22 protein-coding genes are annotated in these 23,095 nt (G+C 67.7%); 10 read left to right on the top strand and 12 right to left on the bottom strand.

The features are described 5' to 3' along the window. Positions 1-117: 117 nt before the first annotated feature. The 10 genes from pnp to MTBLM5_RS09115 form a co-directional block, all read right to left on the bottom strand. On the bottom strand, positions 118-2,307 hold the full coding sequence (gene pnp, locus MTBLM5_RS09160) for a polyribonucleotide nucleotidyltransferase (RefSeq protein ID WP_173975795.1): 2,190 nt from the start codon (positions 2,305-2,307) through the stop codon (positions 118-120). 188 nt (positions 2,308-2,495) lie between these two features. After that, entirely contained in the window at positions 2,496-2,765 is a 270-nt protein-coding gene (gene rpsO / locus MTBLM5_RS09155) for a 30S ribosomal protein S15 (RefSeq protein WP_068498682.1), read from the bottom strand. Beyond that, positions 2,743-3,699, bottom strand: coding sequence for a tRNA pseudouridine(55) synthase TruB (gene truB, locus MTBLM5_RS09150; RefSeq protein ID WP_173975794.1), 957 nt, complete (start codon positions 3,697-3,699; stop codon positions 2,743-2,745). The genes rpsO and truB overlap by 23 nt, the downstream gene beginning before the upstream one ends. Positions 3,700-3,701: 2 nt before the next feature. After that, positions 3,702-4,577: an acyl-ACP desaturase gene (locus tag MTBLM5_RS09145; protein WP_371814006.1), complete on the bottom strand. Its 876-nt coding sequence runs from the start codon at positions 4,575-4,577 to the stop codon at positions 3,702-3,704. Positions 4,578-4,641: 64 nt separating this feature from the next. Further along, positions 4,642-5,049 (bottom strand): F0F1 ATP synthase subunit epsilon, encoded by a 408-nt coding sequence (locus tag MTBLM5_RS09140; protein WP_173975792.1) that lies wholly within the window; start codon positions 5,047-5,049, stop codon positions 4,642-4,644. 59 nt (positions 5,050-5,108) lie between these two features. Further along, the gene (atpD, locus tag MTBLM5_RS09135; RefSeq protein WP_173975791.1) at positions 5,109-6,533 is read right to left on the bottom strand and encodes a F0F1 ATP synthase subunit beta; all 1,425 of its coding nucleotides are present in this window, start codon (positions 6,531-6,533) and stop codon (positions 5,109-5,111) included. Positions 6,534-6,552: 19 nt separating this feature from the next. After that, positions 6,553-7,440, bottom strand: coding sequence for a F0F1 ATP synthase subunit gamma (locus MTBLM5_RS09130; protein WP_068498691.1), 888 nt, complete (start codon positions 7,438-7,440; stop codon positions 6,553-6,555). Positions 7,441-7,461: 21 nt separating this feature from the next. Then, positions 7,462-8,991, bottom strand: coding sequence for a F0F1 ATP synthase subunit alpha (gene atpA / locus MTBLM5_RS09125; RefSeq protein ID WP_173975790.1), 1,530 nt, complete (start codon positions 8,989-8,991; stop codon positions 7,462-7,464). Continuing rightward, positions 8,991-9,545: a F0F1 ATP synthase subunit delta gene (locus tag MTBLM5_RS09120; RefSeq protein ID WP_173975789.1), complete on the bottom strand. Its 555-nt coding sequence runs from the start codon at positions 9,543-9,545 to the stop codon at positions 8,991-8,993. The genes atpA and MTBLM5_RS09120 overlap by 1 nt, the downstream gene beginning before the upstream one ends. Positions 9,546-9,774: 229 nt before the next feature. Beyond that, the gene (locus MTBLM5_RS09115) at positions 9,775-11,967 is read right to left on the bottom strand and encodes a primosomal protein N' (protein ID WP_173975788.1); all 2,193 of its coding nucleotides are present in this window, start codon (positions 11,965-11,967) and stop codon (positions 9,775-9,777) included. Between the two features lie 42 nt (positions 11,968-12,009). Here MTBLM5_RS09115 and MTBLM5_RS09110 point away from each other — a divergent pair, with 42 nt between their 5' ends. The 10 genes from MTBLM5_RS09110 to MTBLM5_RS09065 all read left to right on the top strand — a co-directional run bounded on the left by MTBLM5_RS09110 (position 12,010) and on the right by MTBLM5_RS09065 (position 21,452). Beyond that, on the top strand, positions 12,010-12,723 hold the full coding sequence (locus tag MTBLM5_RS09110) for a DUF484 family protein (RefSeq protein WP_173975787.1): 714 nt from the start codon (positions 12,010-12,012) through the stop codon (positions 12,721-12,723). A 58-nt stretch (positions 12,724-12,781) separates the two neighbouring features. Then, positions 12,782-13,012 (top strand): hypothetical protein, encoded by a 231-nt coding sequence (locus MTBLM5_RS09105; protein ID WP_173975786.1) that lies wholly within the window; start codon positions 12,782-12,784, stop codon positions 13,010-13,012. Beyond that, a complete protein-coding gene (locus tag MTBLM5_RS09100) occupies positions 13,009-13,416 on the top strand; it encodes a type II toxin-antitoxin system VapC family toxin (protein WP_173975785.1) in 408 nt (135 codons plus the stop codon). The genes MTBLM5_RS09105 and MTBLM5_RS09100 overlap by 4 nt, the downstream gene beginning before the upstream one ends. Before the next feature lie 4 nt (positions 13,417-13,420). Beyond that, positions 13,421-14,368: a tyrosine recombinase XerC gene (locus MTBLM5_RS09095; protein WP_173975784.1), complete on the top strand. Its 948-nt coding sequence runs from the start codon at positions 13,421-13,423 to the stop codon at positions 14,366-14,368. Beyond that, positions 14,365-14,826, top strand: a complete 462-nt coding sequence (gene tsaE, locus MTBLM5_RS09090; RefSeq protein WP_173975783.1) for a tRNA (adenosine(37)-N6)-threonylcarbamoyltransferase complex ATPase subunit type 1 TsaE — start codon at positions 14,365-14,367, stop codon at positions 14,824-14,826. The genes MTBLM5_RS09095 and tsaE overlap by 4 nt, the downstream gene beginning before the upstream one ends. Continuing rightward, positions 14,823-15,818 carry an aminoglycoside phosphotransferase family protein gene (locus MTBLM5_RS09085; protein WP_173975782.1) on the top strand — a complete coding sequence of 332 codons (996 nt, stop codon included), beginning with the start codon at positions 14,823-14,825 and terminating at the stop codon, positions 15,816-15,818. Before tsaE ends, MTBLM5_RS09085 begins: the two co-directional genes overlap by 4 nt. Continuing rightward, positions 15,815-16,531, top strand: a complete 717-nt coding sequence (locus MTBLM5_RS09080) for a nucleotidyltransferase family protein (RefSeq protein ID WP_173975781.1) — start codon at positions 15,815-15,817, stop codon at positions 16,529-16,531. The genes MTBLM5_RS09085 and MTBLM5_RS09080 overlap by 4 nt, the downstream gene beginning before the upstream one ends. Further along, entirely contained in the window at positions 16,528-19,452 is a 2,925-nt protein-coding gene (gene addB / locus MTBLM5_RS09075) for a double-strand break repair protein AddB (RefSeq protein ID WP_173975780.1), read from the top strand. The genes MTBLM5_RS09080 and addB overlap by 4 nt, the downstream gene beginning before the upstream one ends. A gap of 60 nt (positions 19,453-19,512) precedes the next feature. Further along, the gene (locus MTBLM5_RS09070) at positions 19,513-20,856 is read left to right on the top strand and encodes a TldD/PmbA family protein (protein ID WP_173975779.1); all 1,344 of its coding nucleotides are present in this window, start codon (positions 19,513-19,515) and stop codon (positions 20,854-20,856) included. Between the two features lie 233 nt (positions 20,857-21,089). After that, positions 21,090-21,452 carry a hypothetical protein gene (locus MTBLM5_RS09065; RefSeq protein WP_173975778.1) on the top strand — a complete coding sequence of 121 codons (363 nt, stop codon included), beginning with the start codon at positions 21,090-21,092 and terminating at the stop codon, positions 21,450-21,452. A 6-nt stretch (positions 21,453-21,458) separates the two neighbouring features. Here MTBLM5_RS09065 and MTBLM5_RS09060 read toward each other — a convergent pair whose 3' ends face one another. After that, entirely contained in the window at positions 21,459-22,034 is a 576-nt protein-coding gene (locus MTBLM5_RS09060) for a hypothetical protein (RefSeq protein ID WP_173975777.1), read from the bottom strand. Between the two features lie 11 nt (positions 22,035-22,045). Beyond that, entirely contained in the window at positions 22,046-23,077 is a 1,032-nt protein-coding gene (gene mutY, locus MTBLM5_RS09055) for an A/G-specific adenine glycosylase (protein WP_173975776.1), read from the bottom strand. Between the last annotated feature and the right edge of the window lie 18 nt (positions 23,078-23,095).

Here is a 23,095-nt window from a genome sequence, read left to right as displayed (position 1 = left end):
CGGGGGTGACGGCAGATGGAATGAACCAGATTACCGACGCGCAGATATAAGCCAACCCAACAAAAGAAAGCGGGCTGCCTTTCGGCAGCCCGCGTCCTGAATTGGCCCTGTTGGCGATCAGTCCTCGGAATGATCGTCGCGCGAGCGCTTCTTCTTCTCGTACTGTTCCTTGCGTTCGGCCTTTTCGGCCTCGACCTGGGCGGTGATGTCCTCACCGGTGGCCTGGTCGACGCACTTCATCGACAGCTTGACCTTGCCGCGGTCGTCGAAGCCGATGACCTTGACCTTGACCGCGTCGCCGACATTCAGGATGTCGGCGGTCTTGGCGACCCGCTCGCGGCTCAGTTCCGAGATGTGGACCAGTCCGTCGCGGCTGCCCAGGAAGTTCACGAAGGCGCCGAAATCGACGACCTTGACGACCTTGCCGGTGTAGATCACGCCGATTTCGGGCTCGGCGACGATGCCGCGGATCCAGTCGATGGCGCGCTGGCCAGCGTCGGAATCGGTCGAGGCCACCTTGATGGTGCCGTCATCGTCGATGTCGATCTTGGCGCCGGTGTTCTCGCAGATCTCGCGGATGACCTTGCCGCCGGTGCCGATGACTTCGCGGATCTTCTCCTTCGGGATGTTGAAGGTGACGATGCGCGGAGCGTTGCCCGACACTTCGGTCCGGGCGCTGTCCAGACCCTTGGACATCTCGCCCAGGATATGCAGGCGGCCGTCCTTGGCCTGGCCCAGGGCGATCTTCATGATCTCCTCGGTGATCGAGGTGATCTTGATGTCCATTTGCAAGGCGGTGACGCCGTCCGAGGTGCCGGCCACCTTGAAGTCCATGTCGCCCAGGTGATCTTCGTCGCCCAGGATGTCGGACAGCACGGCGAAGTCGGACCCTTCCTTGATCAGGCCCATGGCGATACCGGCCACCGGGCGCGCCATCGGCACGCCGGCATCCATCAGCGCCAGCGAGGTGCCGCAGACGGTGGCCATCGAGGACGAGCCGTTCGACTCGGTGATCTCGGACACCGAACGCAGGGTGTAGGGGAAGGCCTCCTTGGTCGGCAGGCAGGGGTGGATGGCGCGCCAGGCCAGCTTGCCGTGGCCGATCTCGCGACGGCCCGGGCTGCCCATGCGGCCGGTCTCACCCACCGAGTAGGGGGGGAAGTTGTAGTGCAGCATGAAGTTCTCGCGGTACTCGCCCGCCAGAGCGTCGATGATCTGCTCGTCCTGACCGGTGCCCAAGGTGGCGACCACCAGGGCCTGGGTCTCGCCACGGGTGAACAGGGCCGAACCGTGGGCGCGGGGCAGAACGCCCACTTCCGCCACGATCGGACGCACGGTCTTGGTGTCGCGGCCGTCGATGCGGATGCCGGTCTTCAAGATGTTGCCGCGCACCACGTCGGATTCCATGTGCTTCAGCACGCCCGGAGCGACGGCCAGCTCGGCCTCGTCGGTGATCAGGGCCATGGCCTTGGCCTTGACGGCGCCGACGGCGGCATAGCGGTCCTGCTTCTTGACGATCTTGTAGGCCTCGGCCATCTCGGCCGGGATGCCGGCGGCAGCCAGCTTGGCGTTGACGGTCTCGATGGCCGGCGGCGGGGGCGCGATGTCCCACGGCTCGTTGGCGCAGGCTTCGGCCATCTCGATGATCGCCTGGATCACCGGCTGGAACGACTTGTGACCGAAGGTCACGGCGCCCAGCATGATTTCTTCCGACAGCTCCTGAGCCTCGGACTCGACCATCAGCACGCCTTCGACGGTGCCGGCGACAACCAGGTCCAACTGCGAGGCCTTGATCTGGTCCATGGTCGGGTTCAGCACGTACTGGCCGTCGATCCAGCCGACGCGGGCGGCGCCCAGCGGACCCATGAACGGCACGCCCGAAATGGTCAGCGCCGCCGAGGCGCCCACCATGGCGACGATGTCGGGGTCGTTTTCCATGTCGTGCGACAGCACGGTGCAGACGATCTGGGTCTCGTTACGGAAACCATCGACGAACAGCGGGCGGATCGGACGGTCGATCAGACGCGAAACCAGGGTTTCCTTTTCGCTGGGGCGTCCCTCGCGCTTGAAGAAGCCGCCGGGGATCTTGCCGGCCGCGAAGGCCTTTTCCTGGTAGTTACAGGTCAGCGGGAAGAAATCCACACCCGGGCGGGGGGCCTTGGCAGCGACCGCGGTGCACAGGACGACCGTGTCACCATAGGTGGCGAGAACCGCGCCATCGGCCTGGCGGGCGATCTTGCCGGTCTCCAGAACCAGCTTGCGACCGCCCCACATGATTTCCTTGCGGGTGATGTTGAACATGGACATTCGTTTCAATCCTTATCCCAAACGCGAAGGCCGCCGGATTGCGGCCCTGCACCGTACTGTCCGCCCCATGGCGGAAACTCGCCCAATGGCGACCGCCCGCGAAGGGACCATTCCCCGCGCGGGCGAAAAGATAACCGCACGAGTGCGGCCAAAAAACAAGCCCCCGGACTGGCCGGGGGCTTGGTTCCTTACTTGCGCAGACCCAGGCGGGCGATCAGCTGCTCGTAGCGGCCGACATTGATGCCCTTCAAATAGTCCAGCATGCGACGGCGCTGACCAACCATGATCAGCAGGCCACGACGCGAGTGGAAATCCTTCTTGTGGTCCTTCAGGTGCTCGGTCAGGTTGCGGATACGCTCCGACAGGATGGCCACCTGGACTTCCGGAGAACCGGTGTCGCCTTCGTGGGTGGCATATTCCTTGACCAGCTCGGTCTTACGCTCGGCAGTGATCGACATCGTCTTCTCCTGATGAAGAGGTTTCGAGATTGAGCCCGCGCAGCGAGCGGACGAAGCCGCCCTCGACTTGGGCCAACGCCACCAGCCGTCCGTCGCACAAGGCCTTGACCACCTGGGTCGGACCGAATGCACTGGGCGTTTCGCGCAGGCTGAAAACCTGACCGCTGCCGAGGCGCCGGGCTTCATCTTCCGTCAAGGCCAGGGCCGGGATGTCGTCCAGCGCGGTCAGAATCGGAAGCAGCGAAGCCCGAAGGGCGGGACCATGCCCGAGCGAACGGGCCTTGTCCAGAGGAATCGCGTTGGTTTCATTGAACGGGCCGCAGGCGGTGCGGCGCAGCCGGGCGACATGGCCGACCGTGCCCAGGGCCGATGCGATGTCGCGGGCCAGTGAGCGGACATAGGTGCCCTTGCCGCAGGCGACCTCGAAGGTGGCGAGGTCGGGGCCGGTGCGTTCGATCAGCTCGAGGCGGTCGATGCGCACGGTGCGGGCCGCCAGTTCGACCGCTTCGCCGGCGCGTGCCAGGTCATAGGCCCGCTCGCCGTCGATCTTCAGGGCGGAAAAGGCCGGCGGCACCTGGGAAACCTCGCCGATGAAGCGGGGCAGCACGGCGCGGATGGCCCCGTCGTCGGGGCGGAGGTCCGAGGTGGCGGTGACCTCGCCTTCACGGTCGTCGGTCGAGCGCGCCTCGCCGAACTGAATGGTGAACCGGTAGGTCTTGGCCCCGTCCATCACATAGGCCACCGTCTTGGTGGCCTCGCCCAAGGCGATCGGCAGGATGCCCGAGGCCAGCGGGTCCAGCGTGCCGCCATGGCCGGCCTTGGCGGCGTCGAACAGACGGCGCACGTCGGACACCACCTTGGTCGAGCCGATTCCTTCCGGCTTGTCGATGGCGATCCAGCCGTGGACCGGCTGGCCCTTGCGCTTTCTGGCCAAGATCAGGCGGCCGGCTTCATCTGGGCCACGCGCGACTGCATCTTCTTGACGGCGAAGGCCTTGGCCCGGGCCCCCAGCCAGCCCTGCGGATCGAAGCCGACCACCTTCAGGACCATGTTGACGGCGCGCTCGGCGTGCTTTTGCCGGTAGACGGCATAGGCGCGGCCGGCATATTCGCGATTGCAGCGGGCCAGGTCATAGGCCGTGCCCTCGGGGTCGTTGGCGGCGTGCCAGGCGCTGGCCAGCTCGTCATCGTCGGTTTCCTTGATGCGGCCGGCGGCGACCATGGCGCGGCGGAAGATGCCGATTCCTTCGCGCTCGATATAGCGCTTCATGAAGACGTAGAAGGTCTTGTAATGACGGAATTCGTCACCGGCGATGCGGTGGCACAATTGCTTCAACACCGGCTCGTCGGTGGCGTCGCGAAGCGCCGAATAGAAGGAGGAGGTACCGGTCTCGACGATGCAGCGGGCCAGCAATTCGCCGGTCCGCGAGCCGCGCACCGAAGCGGCGACGTCCTGGGGCACCTGATAGATGTCGGTGAACTTCTTGAAGCGGGCGGCGAAATTGAAATTCGGGTCGGCCAACTCGGCATAGCGGCCCAGCATGTCGCCGTGCTGTACTTCCTCGACCTGCCATTCGGCGGCGATGGACAGGAATTCCTCGTCGCCCTTGAACACCGTCGACAGATAGGCGGTGTAATCGCCGGCATTGCGTTCCACCATCGCCGCCGCCTTGACCACCATCAACGTGTCCGGGTCAAGCTTCGAAGCGTCGAAGGCGGCCCAGTTGATGTCGTCAGGCGTCCAATGCGGCATGGTGTGGTCCCTTATGAAATCCGTGCGCCGATATCTTGCCCGCGGCGCGGCGGCAATCAAGCAGAATGAAACGACGAAGGGCCGGCACCATTGGGCCGGCCCCCGACGATTCGTGCGCCTAATCCTAGTGGCGGGGCGCCGCGGCCTGCATGGCCTGGGCGATCGCCAGCAGCTGCTCGGCGGCGATGCGGGTGCCGTCGGTCTTGGCGTCGGCCAAGGCCTCCTTGGCGGCCTGCAGACGGGCCGAATACATGTCGTGGGTGATGTCGGCCACCGGCAAAGCCTCTTCGGCCAGGACGGTGATGCGCTCTTCGTTGACCTCGGCGAAGCCGCCGGCCACGAAAATGCGATTGGACACCTTGCCGCCGTCATGGACGTCGATGACGCCGGGACGGACGGTGGTGATCATCGGCGCATGCTGGGCCAGGGCGCCGAAGTCACCTTCGGTGCCGGGAACAATCACCATGTCCACCGGCGAGCTGATCAGCAGCTTGGCGGGCGACACCAGTTCGAACTTGATCTTGTCGGCCATGAGCCAATGTCCTCAAAGGATGGCGGGGCAAGGTGCCAAGCACCTTGCCCCAAAGGTCCTTACGCGGCTTCGGCAGCCAGCTTCTTGGCCTTCTCGACCACTTCGTCGATGCCGCCGACCATGTAGAAGGCGACTTCCGGCAGGTGATCGTATTCGCCGGCGACGATGGCCTTGAAGCCCTTGATGGTGTCTTCCAGCGACACCAGCTTGCCCGGCGAACCGGTGAAGACTTCGGCGACGTGGAAGGGCTGCGACAGGAAGCGCTGGATCTTACGAGCGCGGGCGACGACCAGCTTGTCTTCTTCCGACAGCTCGTCCATGCCCAGGATCGCGATGATGTCCTGCAGCGACTTGTAGGTCTGCAGGATGCGCTGCACTTCACGGGCGACGCCGTAATGTTCCTGACCGACGACGCGGGCGTCCAGCGCACGGCTGGTCGAGTCCAGCGGATCCACCGCCGGATAGATGCCCAGCTCGGCGATCTGACGCGACAGAACGGTGGTGGCGTCCAAGTGGGCGAACGAGGTGGCCGGCGCGGGGTCGGTCAAGTCGTCGGCCGGCACGTAAATCGCCTGGACCGAGGTGATCGAGCCCTTCTTGGTCGAGGTGATGCGCTCCTGCAAGGTGCCCATGTCGGTGGCGAGAGTGGGCTGATAGCCCACCGCCGACGGGATGCGGCCCAGCAGAGCCGACACTTCCGAACCGGCCTGGGTGAAGCGGAAGATGTTGTCCACGAAGAACAGCACGTCCTGGCCTTCTTCGTCGCGGAAATATTCGGCGACGGTCAGACCCGACAGGGCGACACGGGCGCGGGCGCCCGGCGGCTCGTTCATCTGACCGTACACCAGGGCCACCTTCGAGCCCGGGCCGTCGGTCTTGATGACGCCCGATTCCATCATTTCGTGATAGAGGTCGTTGCCTTCGCGGGTACGCTCGCCGACGCCGGCGAACACCGAGTAACCACCGTGGGCCTTGGCGACGTTGTTGATCAGTTCCATGATCAACACGGTCTTGCCCACGCCGGCGCCGCCGAACAGGCCGATCTTACCGCCCTTCACGTAAGGCGCCAGCAGGTCGATGACCTTGATGCCGGTGACCAGGATCTCGGTCTCGGTGGCCTGATCGACGAATTCCGGGGCATCGGCGTGGATCGGGCGGGTGGTCTTGTGACCGACCGGGCCGCGCTCGTCGATCGGCTCGCCGATGACGTTGAGGATGCGGCCCAGGCATTCCGGCCCGACCGGCATCTGGATCGACGAACCGGTGTCGACCACTTCGGCGCCGCGCACCAGGCCTTCGGACGAGTCCATGGCGATGGTGCGGACGGTGTTTTCGCCCAGATGCTGAGCCACTTCGAGAACCAGGGTGTGGCCCTGGTTCTGGGTGTGGAGCGCGTTCAGGATGGCCGGCAGCGGGCCCTCGAAGCGCACGTCCACGACGGCGCCCATAACCTGGGTGATCTTGCCGACGTTCTTGTTTGCCATTGTGAGCTCCTAGTCTTCCTTACAGCGCCTCAGCGCCGGAGATGATTTCGATCAGTTCCTTGGTGATCTGAGCCTGACGCGACCGGTTGTACTTGATGGTCAGGCCGTTGATCATGTCGCCCGCGTTGCGGGTGGCATTGTCCATGGCGGTCATACGGGCACCCTGTTCCGACGCCTGGCTTTCCAGGATCGACCGGAAGATCTGCACCGCCAGATTGCGCGGCAGCAGGGAATTCAGGATGTCTTCCTCGCTCGGTTCGAACTCGTAGAGAGCCTTGGCCGCGGCGTCAGCCTTGACCGGGCCTTCGGCGGGCACCGGGAAGGGGATCAACTGCTGGCGGGTCACCACCTGGGCGATGGCCGACTGGAAGCGGTTGTATACCACGGTGCAGACGTCGAACTCGTTCTCGTCGAACAACTGGGTGATACGGGTCGCCACCTGATCGGCTTCGGCGAAGGAAATGCCCTTGCGGCCCAGGCCTTCGAAGCCCTCGATCAGATGCGGGCCGAAATCACGGCGAATCTGTTCGCGGCCCTTGCGGCCCACCGGAAGGATCTTGACGGTCTTGCCTTCCTTGAGAAGCTGACCGGCAAGCTGCTTGACGTTACGCACGATGGACGAATTGAAGCCGCCGCACAGGCCGCGGTCAGCGGTCACCATGACGATCAGCTGGACATCGTCCTTGCCGGTTCCGGCCAGCATGCGGGGAGCACCCGACTGGCCGGCAAGCGAGCCGGCCAGAGTGCCCAGCATGCGCTCCATGCGCTCGGCGAAGGGTCGCGCCGACTCCGCCGCCGTCTGGGCGCGGCGGAGCTTGGAAGCGGCGACCATCTTCATGGCTGACGTGATCTTCCTCGTCGATTTGACGGAGACGATCCTCAGCCGTAGGTCCTTAAGGCTCGGCATCGGGTTTCAGACCCCTTCCGATTACGCGAAGGTCTTGGAGAAAGCGTCGAAGAACGCCTTCAGCTTCTCTTCGGTTTGCGCGGAAATCTGCTTTTCGGTGGCGATGGCGGTCAGGATGTCGGCGTGCTTGGCCCTCATCTCCGACAGCATGGCCGTTTCGAAGCGGCCGACATCGCGCAGGTCCAGCTTGTCGAGGTAGCCCTTCACGCCGGCATAGATGGCGATCACTTCTTCCTCGGTCGGCATCGGCGAGTATTGCGGCTGCTTCAGCAGTTCGGTCAGACGCGCACCGCGATTGAGCAGCTTCTGGGTCGCCGGATCGAGATCCGAGGCGAACTGGGCGAAGGCAGCCATTTCACGATACTGAGCCAGTTCCAGCTTGATCGAGCCGGACACCTGCTTCATCGCCTTGATCTGGGCGGCCGAGCCGACGCGCGACACCGACAGACCGACGTTCACGGCGGGGCGGATGCCCTTATAGAACAGGTCGGTTTCCAGGAAGATCTGGCCGTCGGTGATCGAGATCACGTTGGTCGGGATGTAGGCCGACACGTCGTTGGCCTGGGTCTCGATGACCGGCAGAGCGGTCAAGCTGCCAGCCCCGGCGGCGTCGCCCATCTTGGCGGCGCGCTCGAGCAGGCGCGAGTGGAGATAGAACACGTCGCCCGGATAGGCTTCGCGGCCCGGCGGACGGCGCAGCAGCAGCGACATCTGACGGTAGGCGACGGCCTGCTTGGACAGATCGTCATAGATGATCAAAGCGTGCATGCCGTTGTCGCGGAAGTACTCGCCCATGGCGCAACCGGCATAGGGGGCGATGAACTGCAGCGGGGCGGGTTCCGAGGCGGTGGCCGCCACGACGATGGTGTAATCCATCGCGCCGTAGTCGGTCAGCGTCTTGACGATCTGCGCGACGGTCGAGCGCTTCTGGCCGACGGCGACGTAGATGCAGAACAGCTTGGCCTTCTCGTCCGAGGCGTCGTGCCAGCGCTTCTGATTGATGATGGTGTCGATCAGGATGGCGGTCTTGCCGGTCTGACGGTCACCGATGACCAGCTCGCGCTGGCCGCGGCCGACGGGGATCAGGGCGTCGACGGCCTTGATGCCGGTGCTCATCGGCTCGTGCACCGACTTGCGCGGAATGATGCCCGGCGCCTTGACGTCGACGCGCGAACGCAGGTCCGAAGCGATCGGACCCTTGCCGTCGATGGGATTGCCCAGGGCGTCGACGACGCGGCCCAGCAGGCCCTTGCCGACGGGGACGTCGACGATGGCGCCGGTGCGCTTGACGACGTCACCTTCCTTGATGTTGCGGTCGTCACCGAAGATCACGACGCCGACATTGTCGGATTCGAGGTTCAGCGCCATACCCTTGATGCCGCCGGGGAATTCGACCATCTCGCCGGCCTGGACCTTGTCGAGGCCGTGGACGCGGGCGATACCGTCACCGACAGACAACACCTGTCCGACCTCGGCGACTTCCGCCTCGGTTCCGAAATTGGCGATCTGTTGCTTGAGGATCGCGGAGATCTCAGCCGCGCGGATTTCCATTATCCAACCCCTTTCATGGCAAGCTTGAGGTGCTGCAGCTTCGTCTTCAACGAGCTGTCAACCATACGAGAGCCGACATTCACCATCAGGCCACCCAGCAGGCTGGGGTCGACGGTGACGTCAACGGCAACATTTCCACCGAAAGCCGTCTTCAGCGAGGCCTCCAGGGCGGCGATCTGACCCTTGGTCAACTCGACCGCCGACAACACCTTGGCGGCAATCTCACCACGCTTCGCGGCCAGCAGGCCAAGGAAGCACTCGATGATGCCGGGCAGGGAGGACAGGCGGCGGTTGGTGGCGGCCAGGCCAAGGAAATTCGCGGTGAGCGTATTGAACTTGGCGGCGGCGGCCAGGGCCGCAACGGCCTTGCCCTGCTCGGCGCGGGTCAACACGGGACTGTCGAGAAGGCGATTGAAGTCCGCGCTGTCGCGGATCATGGCCTTCAGACTCTTGAGGTCGCTCGCCACCAAATCGAGAGCATTCTGGCTTTCGGCCAGCTCGAAGAGCGCGGTAGCGTAGCGTTCGGCGATCACGCCAATGGTTTCGGATGGCACCTGGGCAAGTCCTTCGGATCAGGTCGAAAACGAATTCGCCGGCAGCCTACAAAGCATTGAAGTATAAAAATATTGCGCCTCGGGCGAGGGCTGACCCACCCGCAAGCGCGACGGTTAACTAGCACATCGGTTGCTGCGTTGCAAGACGACTCAAGCGCCTTTTCCGCAAGCGCGGTCAGAAAGTCGCCCCACCCGGTCGGGCGGTGGCCTTTCCACCCGGCCCACTACCCTAAACGAAAGAGTACGGATCGATGTCCACCTGCACCCGCAGGGGCTGCTTCGCCGGGCAGGCGGCCAGCCACTCCTTCAAGGCTGCCTGCAGGGCGACGGTGCGGGCCGCCTTGATCAGGAAGCGGCGGCGGTGGCGGCCGCGCAGGATCGCCATCGGCGCAGGCGCCGGGCCGATCACCTCCAGCCCCTCGGTGTGGGGGGCGGCGCGGGCCAGGCGGCGGGCATAATCATCGACGGCGCCGGCATCGGGGCCGGACACGACCAGCGCGGCCAGGCGGGCGAAGGGCGGCATGCCGGCATCGCGGCGGCATTCGGCTTCCGCCGCGATGAAGGAATCGCGGTCGCCGGCCACCAGGGCCCGCATCACCGGATGGTCGGGCTGGAAGGTCTGCAGCAGCACCCGGCCGGGTCGTTCGGCGCGGCCGGCGCGGCCGGCCACCTGCGACAGCAATTGAAAGGTGCGCTCGCCGGCCCGCAGGTCGCCGCCTTCCAGCCCCAGATCGGCATCGACCACGCCGACCAGGGTCAGCATCGGGAAGTGATAGCCCTTGGCGACGATCTGGGTGCCGACCAGCAGGTCGATCTCGTGGTCGGCGACCTGGCGGACGAACTCGGCCGCCGCGTGGGGGCCGGCGACGGTGTCCGACGCCATCATCGCCACCCGGGCGCCGGGAAAGCGGTGGGTGGCTTCCTCGGCGATGCGCTCGATGCCGGGGCCGCAGGCGGCGAAGCTGTCTTCGGCCTCGCATTCCGGGCAAACCGGGGGCAGGCGGGTGGCGTGGCCGCAATGGTGGCAGATCAGGCGGCCGGCCTGGCGATGTTCGACCAGCCAGGCGGTGCAGTGCGGACATTGCAGGCGGTGGCCGCATTTGCGGCACAGCGTCAGCGGCGCATAGCCCCGACGATTGAGGAACAGCATGGCCTGCTCGCCCTCGGCCAGGGTGCGCTCGATGGCCGCGACCAGGGGCGGCGCCAGCCAGAAGCCGCGCGGCGGCGGGGTGCGGCGCAGATCGATCACGCCGATGTCGGGCAGCACCGCGCCGGCATGGCGGTCGGGCAGGTGCAGGCGCAGGTAGCGCCCGGCCTGGACGTTGGCCAGGGTCTCCAAGGACGGCGTCGCCGAGGCCAGGATCACCGGGCACGCGCCGATGCGGGCGCGGACCACCGCCATGTCGCGGGCATGATAGCAGACGCCGTCTTCCTGCTTGAAGGCGCCGTCATGTTCTTCGTCGACGACGATCAGGCCCAGATCGGGGAAGGGCAGGAACAACGCCGAGCGGGCGCCGACCACCACGGAAGCGGTGCCGTCGGCCACCGCCCGCCAGGTGGCGCGGCGCTTGGCGTCGGACAGTTCGGAATGCCACACCGCCGGCTCGACGCCGAAGCGCGAGCGGAAACGCCCCAGCCATTGCGCCGACAGCGCGATCTCGGGCAGCAGCACCAGGACCTGGCGGCCGCGCTTCAAGGCGGCGGCCACCGCCTCGAAATAAACCTCGGTCTTGCCCGATCCGGTGACGCCGTCCAGCAGCCAGACATGGAAGCCGGCGATTTCCGCCAGCGACGCAGCCGCCTGGGCCTGGCTCTCGGACAGGGCCGGGCCGTCGCGATGGGCCTGGGGGGGCGCGAAGGGGGCAGGCGGCGCCAGCGCCACCTTTTCCAAGGCGCCGGCCTCGACCAGGCCCTTGACGACGCTGTCGCCGGTCCCGGCCTCGCGGGCCAGGTCGGCCATGGTCAGGGGCGGGTGGGCGGCGGCGGCGGCCAGGACCCGGCGCCGCGCCTCGGTGAGTTTCAGTCCGTCGGGAACGGCCAGCGCGCGCACCGCCCAGATCGGAGACGCCGGCTCCAGCGCCGCCGGAACGCTGATCGCCATCTTCAGCACCGCGCCCGGCGGGGCCAGGGTATAGGCGGCGACCCAATCGACAAAACGGCAGAGCGCCTCGGGCAAAGGTTTGGCCGGCAGACGACGCAGGATGGTCCTGAGCTTGGCCTGATCGGTGGCCGAGGTCCCCGGTCCCCACACCACCCCCAGGCTGGTGCGGCCGGCCAGCGGCACCTCGACGACGTCGCCCTCGGCCACCGGATCGGCGCCGACGCGATAGTCATAGGCGCCGGCCAGCGGCAGCGGCAGCAGCACCGCCACACGGGAATTGCAATAAAAGTGTCGGGCGGGGTTGGCGGCGGCGGAAAGCATGGTCTATTGTCTGGCTCGCTTCTGTTATGGGACCTGCCCTGCATGGTGCGCAAGCACGACGATAAAGCCGACGCCGCTCCGCCGCTGTCCGACCAGCAGGTGGCCGAGTATCTGCGCCGCCACCCCGACTTCCTGCTGCGTCACACCGAACTGGCCGCCTTCCTGGCGCCGCCGTCGCGCTGGCCCGGCTCCGAGGCGGTGGTCGATCTGCAGACCTTCATGATCGACCGTCTGCAGGAAGAGGTCGATCGCGTGCGCGGCGCCGCCGAACATCTGATCCATACCAGCCGCTCGAACATGAGCACCCAGAACCGCACCCATCAGGCGGTGCTGGCGCTGTTGTCGGCCGACAGCATGGCCGAACTGGCCGGCGCCGTCGCCGACGATCTGGCGCCGATGCTTGACGTCGATGTCGCCACCCTGGCCTTCGAGGAAAGCGGCGAAGCCCTGCCTGAACTGGCCGCCGCCGCCATCTTGCGCCTGCCGCCCGGCCATGTCGATCGGGTGCTGGGCGGTCCCGACCGCGCCTGCGCGCTGGCCGAGCAGATGCCGGGCGATCCCTTGGTGTTCGGCGAAGGGGCCGATCTGGTGTCGTCGTCGGCACTGGTCCGCCTGGATGCCGGAGGGCGCTGCCCGGCCGGCCTGCTGGCCCTGGGCTCGCGCCACGGCCGCACCTTCCATTCCGGCCAGGGAACCGAACTGATCGCCTTCCTGGCCCAGGTCGCCGCCCTGTCGGTCCGCCGTTTCGTCGGCTGATGGACGCCTGGCAGGGTTGATGCTATCATCTTTGATAGCATCGCAGGAGGCATGGGCCATGGGATCGGTCCTGATTCGTAATCTAGACGACGTGGTGATCAACCAGTTCCGCACCAAGGCGGGGCTGAACAACCGTTCGCTGGAAGCCGAACTGCGCGAGGCGCTGGCGGCTCAGGCGCCGTTGTCGCCCGTGCAGAAGCTGGCCTTGCTTGACCGCGTGCGAATCAGGTTGCCCGAGGGCGCGCCCGACAGCGCCGACCTGATCCGCGAGGATCGCGACAGGCGATGAGCGGATTGGTCATCGACGCCAGCGTCGCCATCAAATGGGTCATCGAGGAAGCCGATTCGGCGGCAGCGATCCAGTTGGTCGGCTCTGCGCCGCTGATGGCCCCCGATCTGATCGGCGCCGAACTGACCAACGTGTTGTGGCACCATGTCGCCGCCAACCGGCTGGGTGAGTCCGCCGCCCAGGCGGCCTGGCAGGGGTGTCGCTCGATGCTGGACCGTGTCTATGGCCACGACGAATTGTCCGGCCCGGCCCTGCACATGGCCTGTGCTCTGGGCCACCCGGCCTATGACTGCTTCTATCTGGCCCTGGCCGAGCAGCTGGATTGCCCGATGGTCACCGCCGACCGGCGGTTCCACGATCGCGTCGCCGATTCCCGGTGGCGCCACCGGATCAGGGCGCTGTAATGCGATGACCAAGGCCCCCATCCACTTCGCCGCTGCGTCAGACCTGGCCAAGGCGGTCGGCCACTGGCAGGGCTGGCTGTCGGGTGAGAAGCGGGCAAGCCCGCACACCATCGATGGCTATGGCCGCGACCTTGCCGCCTTCTTCACCTTCCTGATCGGCCATCTGGGCGGCGAGGCCGATCTGGCCGCCTTGATGGCGTTAAGCCCGGCCGATTTCCGTGCCTTCCTGGCGGCGCGACAGCATGACGGCCTGTCGCGTTCGTCGATGGCCCGGCAGATGAGCACGCTGCGCGGCTTCTTCCAATTCCTCGATCACCATGATTACGGTCATAATCCGGCGATCGGTGCGGTCAAGGCGCCCCGGCCGCCCAAATCGGTGCCCAAGGCGCTGTCGGCCGACGCGGCGCTGGAAACACTGGACCAAGCCGCGCTTTTGCAGGACGAGCCATGGCTGGCCGCCCGCGACGTCGCGCTTTTCACGCTTCTCTATGGCTGCGGCCTGCGCCTGGGCGAGGCGCTGGCGATGACCGGGCGCGACCGGCCGAAAGCCGATGCCATGGTCATCACCGGCAAGGGCCGCAAGCAGCGTCTGGTGCCGGTGCTGCCGCTGGTGCGCCAGGCCATCGACGATTATGTCGGCCAATGCCCGTTCGCCATCGGTGCCGACGATCCGCTGTTCGTCGGCGCCCGCGGCAAGGGGCTGAATCCCGGCGTGGTGCAGCGGCAGATGCGCAAGATGCGCCCGCTTCTGGGCCTGCCCGACAGCGCCACCCCCCACGCGCTTCGGCATTCCTTCGCCACCCATCTGCTGGCCGGCGGCGGCGATCTGCGCACCATCCAGGAATTGCTGGGCCACGCCACTTTGTCGACCACCCAGCGTTACACCAAGGTCGATGCCGAGCGGCTGACCCGGGCCTATCGCGATGCCCATCCCAGGGCACGAAATCCATGAGCCGGGTGTTCGAACTGGCCCGCGAGGCCGACACCGTCCGGTTGGGCGCCGCCCTGGCCCGGCTGGCCCGTCCCGGCGACGTGCTGTTGCTGGCCGGCACCCTGGGCACCGGCAAGAGCACCCTGGCGCGGGCCTTCATTCGCGCCCTGACCGACCCCTTCGAGGAAGTCCCCAGCCCGACCTTCACCCTGGTCCAGACCTATGAGTCCGACGTGGGCGAGATCTGGCATTTCGACCTTTACCGGCTGGAAAAGCCCGAGGATGCCTGGGAACTGGGCATCGAGGACGCCTTCATCGACGGCATCTGCCTGATCGAATGGCCCGATCGCCTGGGGTCTTTGGTGCCGCGCCGCCGGCTCGAGGTGACCTTGGAATCCGGCGCAGCCGAGGGCAGCCGGCGCGCCACCCTGACCCCCGTCCATCAATGGGACGACCGCTTGGGAGACCTTGATCCATGACAGACCGTGACGCCCTGATCGCCGCCTTCCTGAAGCGGGCCGGCTGGGGGGCTGCCGAACGCGGCCGGCTGGCCGGCGACGCCAGCTTCCGCCATTACGACCGCCTGTTGGATGGCGAGCGGCGCGCCGTGCTGATGGACGCCCCGCCGCCCAAGGAAGACGTCCGCCCGTTCGTGCGCATCGCCATGCATCTGGAACGGCTGGGCTATTCCAGCCCGCGCCTTCTGGCGGTCGATCTGGATAACGGACTGCTGCTGCTCGAGGATCTGGGCGACGACACCTATACCCGCCTGCTGGAAAATGGCGGCGACGAGCAGGCTTTGTACGCCCTGGCGGTCGATCTGCTGGCCGACCTGCACGGCCAGGGCGAACAGGCCATCCCGCTGGGCCTGGCCCCCTATGACGACGACAAGCTGCTGACCGAGGCGGCCCTGCTCACCGACTGGACCATGCCGGCGGTGCTGGGCGCCGCCACCGCCCCGGCGGTCCGGGCGGAATACCTGTCGCTGTGGCGCGAACTGATCCCGCTGGCGCAAGCGGTGCCCGACACCCTGGTCCTGCGCGACTTCCACGTCGATAATCTGATGAAGCTGCCGCGCGAGGGACTGGCCGCCTGCGGCCTGCTGGATTTCCAGGATGCGGTGACCGGCCCGGTCACCTATGACCTGATGAGCCTGCTGGAAGACGCCCGGCGCGATCTGTCGCCCCAGTTGGTCGCCGCCATGACCGAGCGTTATCTGGCCCGCTTCCCCGCCCTCGACCGCGACGCCTTCGCCGCCTCGTGGGCGGTGCTGGCGGCGCAGCGCCACGCCAAGGTGATCGGCATCTTCACCCGCTTGTGCAAGCGCGACGGCAAGCCCGGCTATCTGGTCCATATTCCCCGCGTCTGGCGGCTGCTGGATCGGGCCTGCGCCCATCCGGCCCTGGCGCGGATGAAGGGTTGGTTGGACCGCCATATCCCGGCCGAGGCGAGGGGCGTGCCGAACCCATGAGCGTCCGTCCGACCCACGGCATGGTCCTGGCCGCCGGCCTGGGCCTGCGCATGCGCCCGATCACGCTGACGATCCCGAAGCCCCTGGTCGCGGTGGCCGGGCGGACCATGCTGGACCGCGCGCTGGACCATCTGGGGGCGGCCGGAATCGGCCATCTGGTGGTCAACACCCATTGGCTGCCCCACTGCATCCAGGCCCATCTGGCCGGCCGCCCGGACATCACCTTGAGCCCCGAGACCGAACTGCTGGAAACCGGCGGCGGCGTCGCCAGGGCCTTGCCGCTGTTGGGCGACGGGCCGTTCTATGTGGTCAATTCCGACATCATCTGGACCGACGGCGCCGTGCCGGCCCTGACCCGGCTGGCCCAGGCGTGGGACGATGCCCGCATGGATGCCCTGCTGCTGCTGGTGCCGACCGCGCGCGCCGTCGGCTATGACGGGGCCGGCGACTTCTTCGTCGATGCCAATGGGGTGCCGCGGCGGCGACGCGGCCAGGAAGTGGCGCCGACCCTGTTCTCGGGGGTGCAGATCCTGCATCCGCGCTTGTTCGATGGCTGTCCGTCGGGCAAATTCTCGTTGAACGTGCTGTATGACCGCGCCCTGGAAGACGGCCGCCTGTTCGGCCTGGTCCATGACGGACGCTGGTACCATGTCGGCACGCCAAAGGCGCTGCCCGAGGTCGAGGCGGCCCTGATCGAGCAGGAGCCCGAATGACGTCAGGCGGTCCGGCGCGCAAGGTCTTCACCATCCCCGCCGGACTGGCCTTCGCCGACGTGCTGGCCGGCCATCTGCTGGCGCGGGCCGAGCATGATCCGCTGAAGCTGGCCGAGATGGTGGTGCTGCTGCCCAACCGTCGCGCCTGCCGCACCCTGGAACAGGCCTTCCTGCGGGCCTCGGGCGGGCGGCCCTTGCTGCTGCCGCGCCTGAAGCCCATCGAGCCGGACGAGGCCGACGAGGACATCCTGACCCTGCTGGGCGAAGGCGATCCCGACCTGCCCGAACCGGTGCCGCCGACCGAGCGGCTGCTGATCCTGACCCGGCTGGTGCTGGGGGCGGGGGCGGCCCGGGGCGGGCGGCCGCCATCGCCCGATCAGGCCGCCCGCCTGGCCGCCGAGTTGGGCAAGCTGCTGGACGGCGCCGCCATCGAGCGGGTCGGCTTCGACCGGCTGGGCCAACTGGTCCCCGACGAGTTGGCGGCCCATTGGCAGGTGACGCTGGATTTCCTGAAGATCGTCACCGAACATTGGCCGGCCCTGCTGGGCGGCCGGCTGGACCATCAGACCCGGGTCAACCGGGTGCTGGATGCCCAGGCCGCCCATTGGCGGGCCAACCCGCCCGATCATCCGGTGATCGCCGCCGGCTCGACCGGTTCGCGCCCGGCTACCCTGGATCTGTTGGCGACCATCGCTGGATTGCCCCAGGGCATGGTGGTGCTGCCCGGCCTGGATAAGGGCCTGGACGAGGAATCGTGGGCGGCGCTGGACGAGACCCATCCGCAATTCATGCTGGCCCGGCTGTTGAAGGTGCTGGGCCTGACCCGCAAGCAGGTGGGCGAGCTGACCGCCACCCCCGATCCGCGCGCCGCCCGCCTGGCGCTTTTGTCGCAGGCGCTGCGCCCGGCCGCCACCTGCGAGGCGTGGAAGGACCTGCCGGAATTTCCCGCCGCCACCCTGGCCGGAATCAGCCGGCTGGACGCGCCCTCCCCGCGTGAGGAAGCCGGCGCCATCGCCTTGATGCTGCGCGAGACCCTGGAGCAAGACGGCCGCACCGCCGCCCTGGTCACTCCCGACCGCGATCTGGCCCGCCGGGTCGCGGCCGAGCTGGAACGCTGGGGCATCCTGATCGACGATTCCGCCGGCCGGCCGCTGGCCCTGACCGAGCCCGGCGCCTTCCTGCGGCTGCTGGCCGAGATGGTGGCCGACCATTTCGCCCCCCACGCGGTGCTGGCCTGCCTGAAGCATCCGCTGGCGGCCGGGCCGGATTTTCGTCATCAGGTGCGCCGTCTGGACCGGTTATGTCTGCGCGGGCCGCGTCCGGCCGCCGGCATCGCCGGCCTGCGCCTGGCGGTGGGCGGGGATGCCGCCCTGGTGCGCTGGCTGGATGGGCTCCAGGCTGCGCTGGCGCCGTTCCTGGCGGTGATGGGCCGCGATCAGGCCAGTCTGGGCGAGTTGCTGGCCGCCCATATGGAAGCGGCCGAGGCGCTGGCCGGTCCCGAGCGGCTGTGGCGGGGCGAGGCGGGCGAGGCGCTGGGGCGTTTCGCCGGCCAGTTGGCCGAGGCGGCGGCGGCGGTGGGAACGGTGTTTCCGGCCATTGCCCCGGCCAGCTATCCGGCCCTGTTCGACCAGTTGCTGACGGGCCAGGTGGTGCGGCCGCGCTGGGGCCGCCATCCGCGCCTATCCATCCTGGGGCCGATGGAAGCCCGCCTGCAGCAGGCCGATCTGATGATCCTGGCCGGTCTGAACGAGGGCACCTGGCCGGCCATCGCCGATGCCGACCCGTGGATGAGCCGGCCGATGCGGGCCAAATTCGGCCTGCCGGCGCCCGAGCGGCGCATCGGCCAGGCCGCCCACGATTTCGCCCAGGGTTTCGGGGCGGCCCGGGTGGTGCTGACCCGCTCGGTGCGGGTCGAAGGGGCGCCGACGGTGCCGTCGCGCTGGCTGATGCGGCTGGATGCGGTGGCCCAGGCGGCCGGCCTGTCCTTCGATGCCGAAAGCGCCGGCTGGCTGGCCTGGCACGACGGGCTGGACCACCCGCGGGCGCGAGCCCCGGTCGAGCGACCGGCGCCCCGGCCGCCGGTGGCGGCCCGGCCGCGCAAGCTGTCGGTCACCGAGATCGAGACCTGGATGCGCGATCCCTACGCGCTGTACGCCAAGCATGTGTTGGGCCTGCGCAAGCTGGACCCCATCGATGCCGATCCCGGCGCGGCCGATTACGGATCGCTGGTCCACAAGGCGATCGAGACCTTCCTGAAGGCCCATCCGAGCGGGCCGCTGCCCTTGGATTCCCTGGCCCGGCTGGAAGCCATCGGCGCCGACATCTTCGCCGCCGCCCTGGCCCGGCCCGGCCTGTGGGCGTTCTGGTGGCCGCGCTTCACCGCCATCGCCGCCTGGCTGGTCGAGCACGAGCAAGCCCGGCGGGCGGACATCGCCGCCACCTTCTCGGAGGTCAAGGGCGGCATCGAGATCGTGGCCCCGGGCGGCCCCTTCCTGCTGCATGCCCGCGCCGACCGCATCGATCGCCTGAAGGACGGCACCCTGGCGGTGATCGATTACAAGACCGGCCAGCCGCCCTCGGCGAAAGAGGTCGCCGCCGGCTATGCCCCGCAATTGTCGCTGGAGGCGGCCATCGCCCGCTTCGGCGGCTTCGACGGGGTGGCTCCGGCCCCGGTCGGGCAGATGCTGTTCTGGCGCCTGAAGGGCGGCAGCCCCGGCGGCGAGGAAAAGAAGGCCGGCGACGATCCCGCCAGCCTGGCCGACCAGGCCCTGGACGGCCTGGCCGCCCTGGTCGCCGCCTTCGACGACCCGGCGACGCCTTACGAGGCCCGGCCCCACCCCGACCGGGCGCCGCGCTTCAGCGACACCAACCACCTGGCCCGCCTGCAGGAATGGGCCAGTGCCGGCGAGGATGATGAATAGGTCCTGACAGGGCGCGCGATCCGGGGTAGCCTTTTCGTCCAAGCGCATCGGAGGAACCCCATGTCCCCTTCCCAGACGGTCGCCCTGCTGCAGGATCTGGTCGCCCAGGCCAGGAAGGCCGGCGCCGACGCCGCCGACGCCGTGCAGATCGATTCGGTCAGCCTGTCGGTGGGGGTGCGGCTGGGTAAGATGGAACGGCTGGAGCGCTCGGAATCGGGCGATCTCGGCCTTCGGGTGCTGATCGGCAAGCGCCAGGCCATGGTGTCGTCGTCCGACCGTTCGCCCCAGGCGCTGGCCGAACTGGTCGAGCGCGCGGTATCGATGGCCCGCATCGTGCCGGAAGACCCCTATGCCGGCCTGGCCGATCCGTCCGAACTGGCCACGGTGTTTCCCGATCTCGACACCTGCGACGCCTTCGAACCCAGCGCCGAGCAATTGCTGGACATGGTGCACCGGGCCGAGGACGCCGCGCGCGCCGTGCCCGGAATCACCAATTCCGAAGGGGCCGACGCCGGCTGGGGCCGGTCCGAGGTGGCCTTCGTCGGCTCGAACGGTTTCGCCCATTCCTATGCGGTGACCTCGGGTTCGTTGTCGGCCGCCGTGCTGGCCGGCGGCGGCGAGGCCGGCATGGAACGCGATTACGATTACACCTCGGCGGTCCACATGGCCGATCTGCGCGCGCCCGAGGATGTCGGCCACGAGGCCGGCAAGCGCGCGGTGCGCCGGCTTGGCGCACGCAAGATGAAGACCTGTCAGGTCCCGGTGGTGTTCGACCCCCGGGTCAGCCGCGGCCTGGTCGGATCGCTGTTGGGGGCCATCAACGGGGCTGGCGTGGCGCGCGGCACCTCGTTCCTGAAGGACAAGATGGGAAGCCGCATTTTTGCCCCGGGCATCCGCATCGTCGATGATCCGCACCGCCTGCGCGGCCCGCGCTCGCGCCCGTGCGACGGCGAAGGCGTGGCGACCCGCCGCCTGGACCTGATCGAGGACGGCGTGCTGACCACCTGGTTGATGGATTGCCGCTCGGCCCGTCAGTTGGGCCTGAGGACCACCGGCCATGCCAGCCGCGGCACCGCCTCGCCGCCCAGCCCGTCCTCGAGCAACGTTTATATGGAAGCCGGCGCCCTGACGGTGGCCGAGATGGTCGGCGACATCCCGTCGGGCTTTTACGTCACCGAATTGTTCGGCCAAGGCGTCAACGGGGTGACCGGCGATTATTCGCGCGGGGCCGCCGGTTTCTGGATCGATGGCGGTGAAATCGCCTTCCCGGTCTCGGAGATCACCGTCGCCGGCAATCTGAAAGACATGTTCCTCAATCTGACTCCGGCCAACGATCTGGTGTTCCGCTATGGCGTCGATTGTCCGACGGTGCGGATCGACGGGTTGACCATCGCCGGGCGCTGAACGGATTTTGTTCGTGCCCCTCAGCGCCGGGCGCTCCCTCCGGTCGCTTGGCTACGCTCCGTTATGCGCGTTCCGCCCACTCTGCGGGGCCTCAACGGCCCAGGCGCCCGCCCCGGCGGGCTTCAGCCAATAGCCCCTGCGATTCCATCCTTCCCAAGGTCTTAACCATTTGGTAAGAGTCCTGGCCAGACGGACCTTGCAGAAGGCAAGGTCCCAGGGAAAGGACCGACATCATGATCCGTTCGATCGCCGTTGCCACCGCCATGCTGGCCCTGGCCGCCTGCGCCGACCGCCCGTGGCCCAACGCCGAGATGTCGGGCGATTCTCCGGCCCATTTCAACTTCCGATCGGATGACCAGCACGCCCTGGCCACCGTCGCCGCCGCCGAGCAGGGCAAGCCGGTGACCTGGAAGGTATCGGATCGGACCTATGGTTCGGTGATCCCCGCCGCCACCCAATATGCCGACCGCGCCGGCCGGCCGTGTCGTGGCCTGAAGCAGGAACGCACCGGCTGGACCACCCGCGACGTCACCGCCTGCAAGGGTGCCGACGGGATTTGGGTGGTCAGCGAATACAGCCCCGATAAGGCCGATTAGGCGTCTTCACTTCGGACAGGGATAGCGGTTGTCGCGGGTGTCGCACAGGCTGACCTGATGCGAGAACTCGCTCCAGCGGCGCAGCAAGCCGTCGGGGAAGGGCGGCGTCTGGTCCTTGGCGAACGGGTGACCGCGCCATTGACGCTGGACCACGTAAAGCGCCTCGCGGCCGCGGATGGCCTGGACCAGCACGAAGCCGCCCATGCCCGACTTGCGCCCCTTGGTGCAGGTCACCGACACCACCGCCATCGGATAGCCGTTGGTCGGCACTTCGGTCACCGCGCTGGCCCCGGCCGCCTCGCAATTGTCGCGGCTGTACTGGATGACGCTGTCGATGAAGGTGCGCGGGCTTTGATCGTGCGCGGTATAAACCTGGACGGTGATCAGCTCGTTCCAGTTCTTGTCGTCCTCGCCCGGCGGGAAAAGCCGGGTGATCGACATCTTCTCGCCCTTCTGGACCGGCACCGCGGCCCAGCCGGCCGGCGGGTTCATCAGCAACCGCTCGCCCGGCGGCGGGTATTGCTGGGCCAGGGCCGGCGTGGCAAGCCCGGCAACGATCAGGGCGGCAAGGGCGAAACGCATCGGATTCTCCATCAATACGCCTTGGCCAGCGCATGGCGGACCAGCTTGCGCATCACCGTCGGCAAAGCGTGCTCGCCCAAACGGTCAAGCTCGACCCACAGGCCAGATGGCCGCCCTCCAGGGCCGGCCTTGGCGGCCATTATCCGCAGGTTCAGTTGAAAATGGGTGAAGATGTGGCGCACCTCGCCCGGCAGGGCCCGCCAGTCGGCGGCGACCGGGGCCTGGGAGGTCGGATCGGCGGGCTGGGTCTCTGACCATTCGGTCGAGGGGATTTCCATCATGCCGCCCAGCAATCCCTGCGGTGGCCGGCGGCGCAGCAGGACCCTTCCCTTGGCATCGGTCAGCCAGAAGGCGGTGCCGAAACGGATGGGGCGCGCCGGCTTTTCCAGCTTGGCCGGCAATCGTTCGGCGATGCCCAGCCGGCGGCTCTCGCATGCCGATTGCCACGGGCAGATGCCGCAGGCGGGTTTCCTGGGCGTGCAGATGGTCGCCCCCAGATCCATCACCGCCTGGGCGTAATCGCCGGCGCGCAGATCCGGCGTCAGGGCGGCGGCCAGCTGTTTGAGTCGGGGCTTGGCCTTGGGCAGCGGCTCTTGGACCGCGTGCAGCCGGGCCATCACCCGCTCGACATTGCCATCGACCACCACCGCCTTTTGTCCGAAGGCGATGGCGGCGATGGCGGCGGCGGTATAATCGCCCACGCCCGGCAACTGGCGCAGGCCGGCCTCGTCCTCGGGGAAGCGGCCGCCCCGCCACTGGGTGACCAGCTTGGCGCAGGCGTGCAGGTTGCGGGCCCGGGCGTAATAGCCAAGCCCGGCCCATTCGGCCATGACGGCATCCGCTGGCGCGGCGGCCAGGGATTGGACCGTCGGCCAGCGGGCCAGGAAGCGGGCGAAATAGGGGATGACGGCGGCTACCGTGGTCTGTTGCAGCATCACTTCCGACAGCCAGACGGCATAAGGATCGGTCAGGCCGCGCCACGGCAGCGTGCGGGCGTCGCGGTCGTACCAGACAAGCAGGCGGTCGGGCAGGGTATCAGGCATGGCGGCAGCATAGGGCTT

This window comes from Magnetospirillum sp. LM-5 (assembly GCF_902729445.1).
Lineage (GTDB): Bacteria > Pseudomonadota > Alphaproteobacteria > Rhodospirillales > Magnetospirillaceae > Magnetospirillum.
This window is presented reverse-complemented; position numbering and strand designations above follow the sequence as displayed.

Bases quoted from the DNA above. Each gene is read 5' to 3' on its own strand.
- MTBLM5_RS09080 (WP_173975781.1), top strand. From the start codon at position 15,815: ATGAGCGTCCGTCCGACCCACGGCATGGTCCTGGCCGCCGGCCTGGGC.
- MTBLM5_RS09085 (WP_173975782.1), top strand. From the start codon at position 14,823: ATGACAGACCGTGACGCCCTGATCGCCGCCTTCCTGAAGCGGGCCGGC.
- rpsO (WP_068498682.1), bottom strand. From the start codon at position 2,765: ATGTCGATCACTGCCGAGCGTAAGACCGAGCTGGTCAAGGAATATGCC.
- mutY (WP_173975776.1), bottom strand. From the start codon at position 23,077: ATGCCTGATACCCTGCCCGACCGCCTGCTTGTCTGGTACGACCGCGAC.
- MTBLM5_RS09095 (WP_173975784.1), top strand. From the start codon at position 13,421: ATGACCAAGGCCCCCATCCACTTCGCCGCTGCGTCAGACCTGGCCAAG.
- MTBLM5_RS09060 (WP_173975777.1), bottom strand. From the start codon at position 22,034: ATGCGTTTCGCCCTTGCCGCCCTGATCGTTGCCGGGCTTGCCACGCCG.
- atpA (WP_173975790.1), bottom strand. From the start codon at position 8,991: ATGGAAATCCGCGCGGCTGAGATCTCCGCGATCCTCAAGCAACAGATC.
- MTBLM5_RS09140 (WP_173975792.1), bottom strand. From the start codon at position 5,049: ATGGCCGACAAGATCAAGTTCGAACTGGTGTCGCCCGCCAAGCTGCTG.
- MTBLM5_RS09100 (WP_173975785.1), top strand. From the start codon at position 13,009: ATGAGCGGATTGGTCATCGACGCCAGCGTCGCCATCAAATGGGTCATC.
- MTBLM5_RS09115 (WP_173975788.1), bottom strand. From the start codon at position 11,967: ATGCTTTCCGCCGCCGCCAACCCCGCCCGACACTTTTATTGCAATTCC.
- addB (WP_173975780.1), top strand. From the start codon at position 16,528: ATGACGTCAGGCGGTCCGGCGCGCAAGGTCTTCACCATCCCCGCCGGA.
- MTBLM5_RS09065 (WP_173975778.1), top strand. From the start codon at position 21,090: ATGATCCGTTCGATCGCCGTTGCCACCGCCATGCTGGCCCTGGCCGCC.
- pnp (WP_173975795.1), bottom strand. From the start codon at position 2,307: ATGTCCATGTTCAACATCACCCGCAAGGAAATCATGTGGGGCGGTCGC.
- MTBLM5_RS09110 (WP_173975787.1), top strand. From the start codon at position 12,010: ATGGTGCGCAAGCACGACGATAAAGCCGACGCCGCTCCGCCGCTGTCC.
- MTBLM5_RS09105 (WP_173975786.1), top strand. From the start codon at position 12,782: ATGGGATCGGTCCTGATTCGTAATCTAGACGACGTGGTGATCAACCAG.
- MTBLM5_RS09070 (WP_173975779.1), top strand. From the start codon at position 19,513: ATGTCCCCTTCCCAGACGGTCGCCCTGCTGCAGGATCTGGTCGCCCAG.
- atpD (WP_173975791.1), bottom strand. From the start codon at position 6,533: ATGGCAAACAAGAACGTCGGCAAGATCACCCAGGTTATGGGCGCCGTC.
- MTBLM5_RS09130 (WP_068498691.1), bottom strand. From the start codon at position 7,440: ATGCCGAGCCTTAAGGACCTACGGCTGAGGATCGTCTCCGTCAAATCG.
- tsaE (WP_173975783.1), top strand. From the start codon at position 14,365: ATGAGCCGGGTGTTCGAACTGGCCCGCGAGGCCGACACCGTCCGGTTG.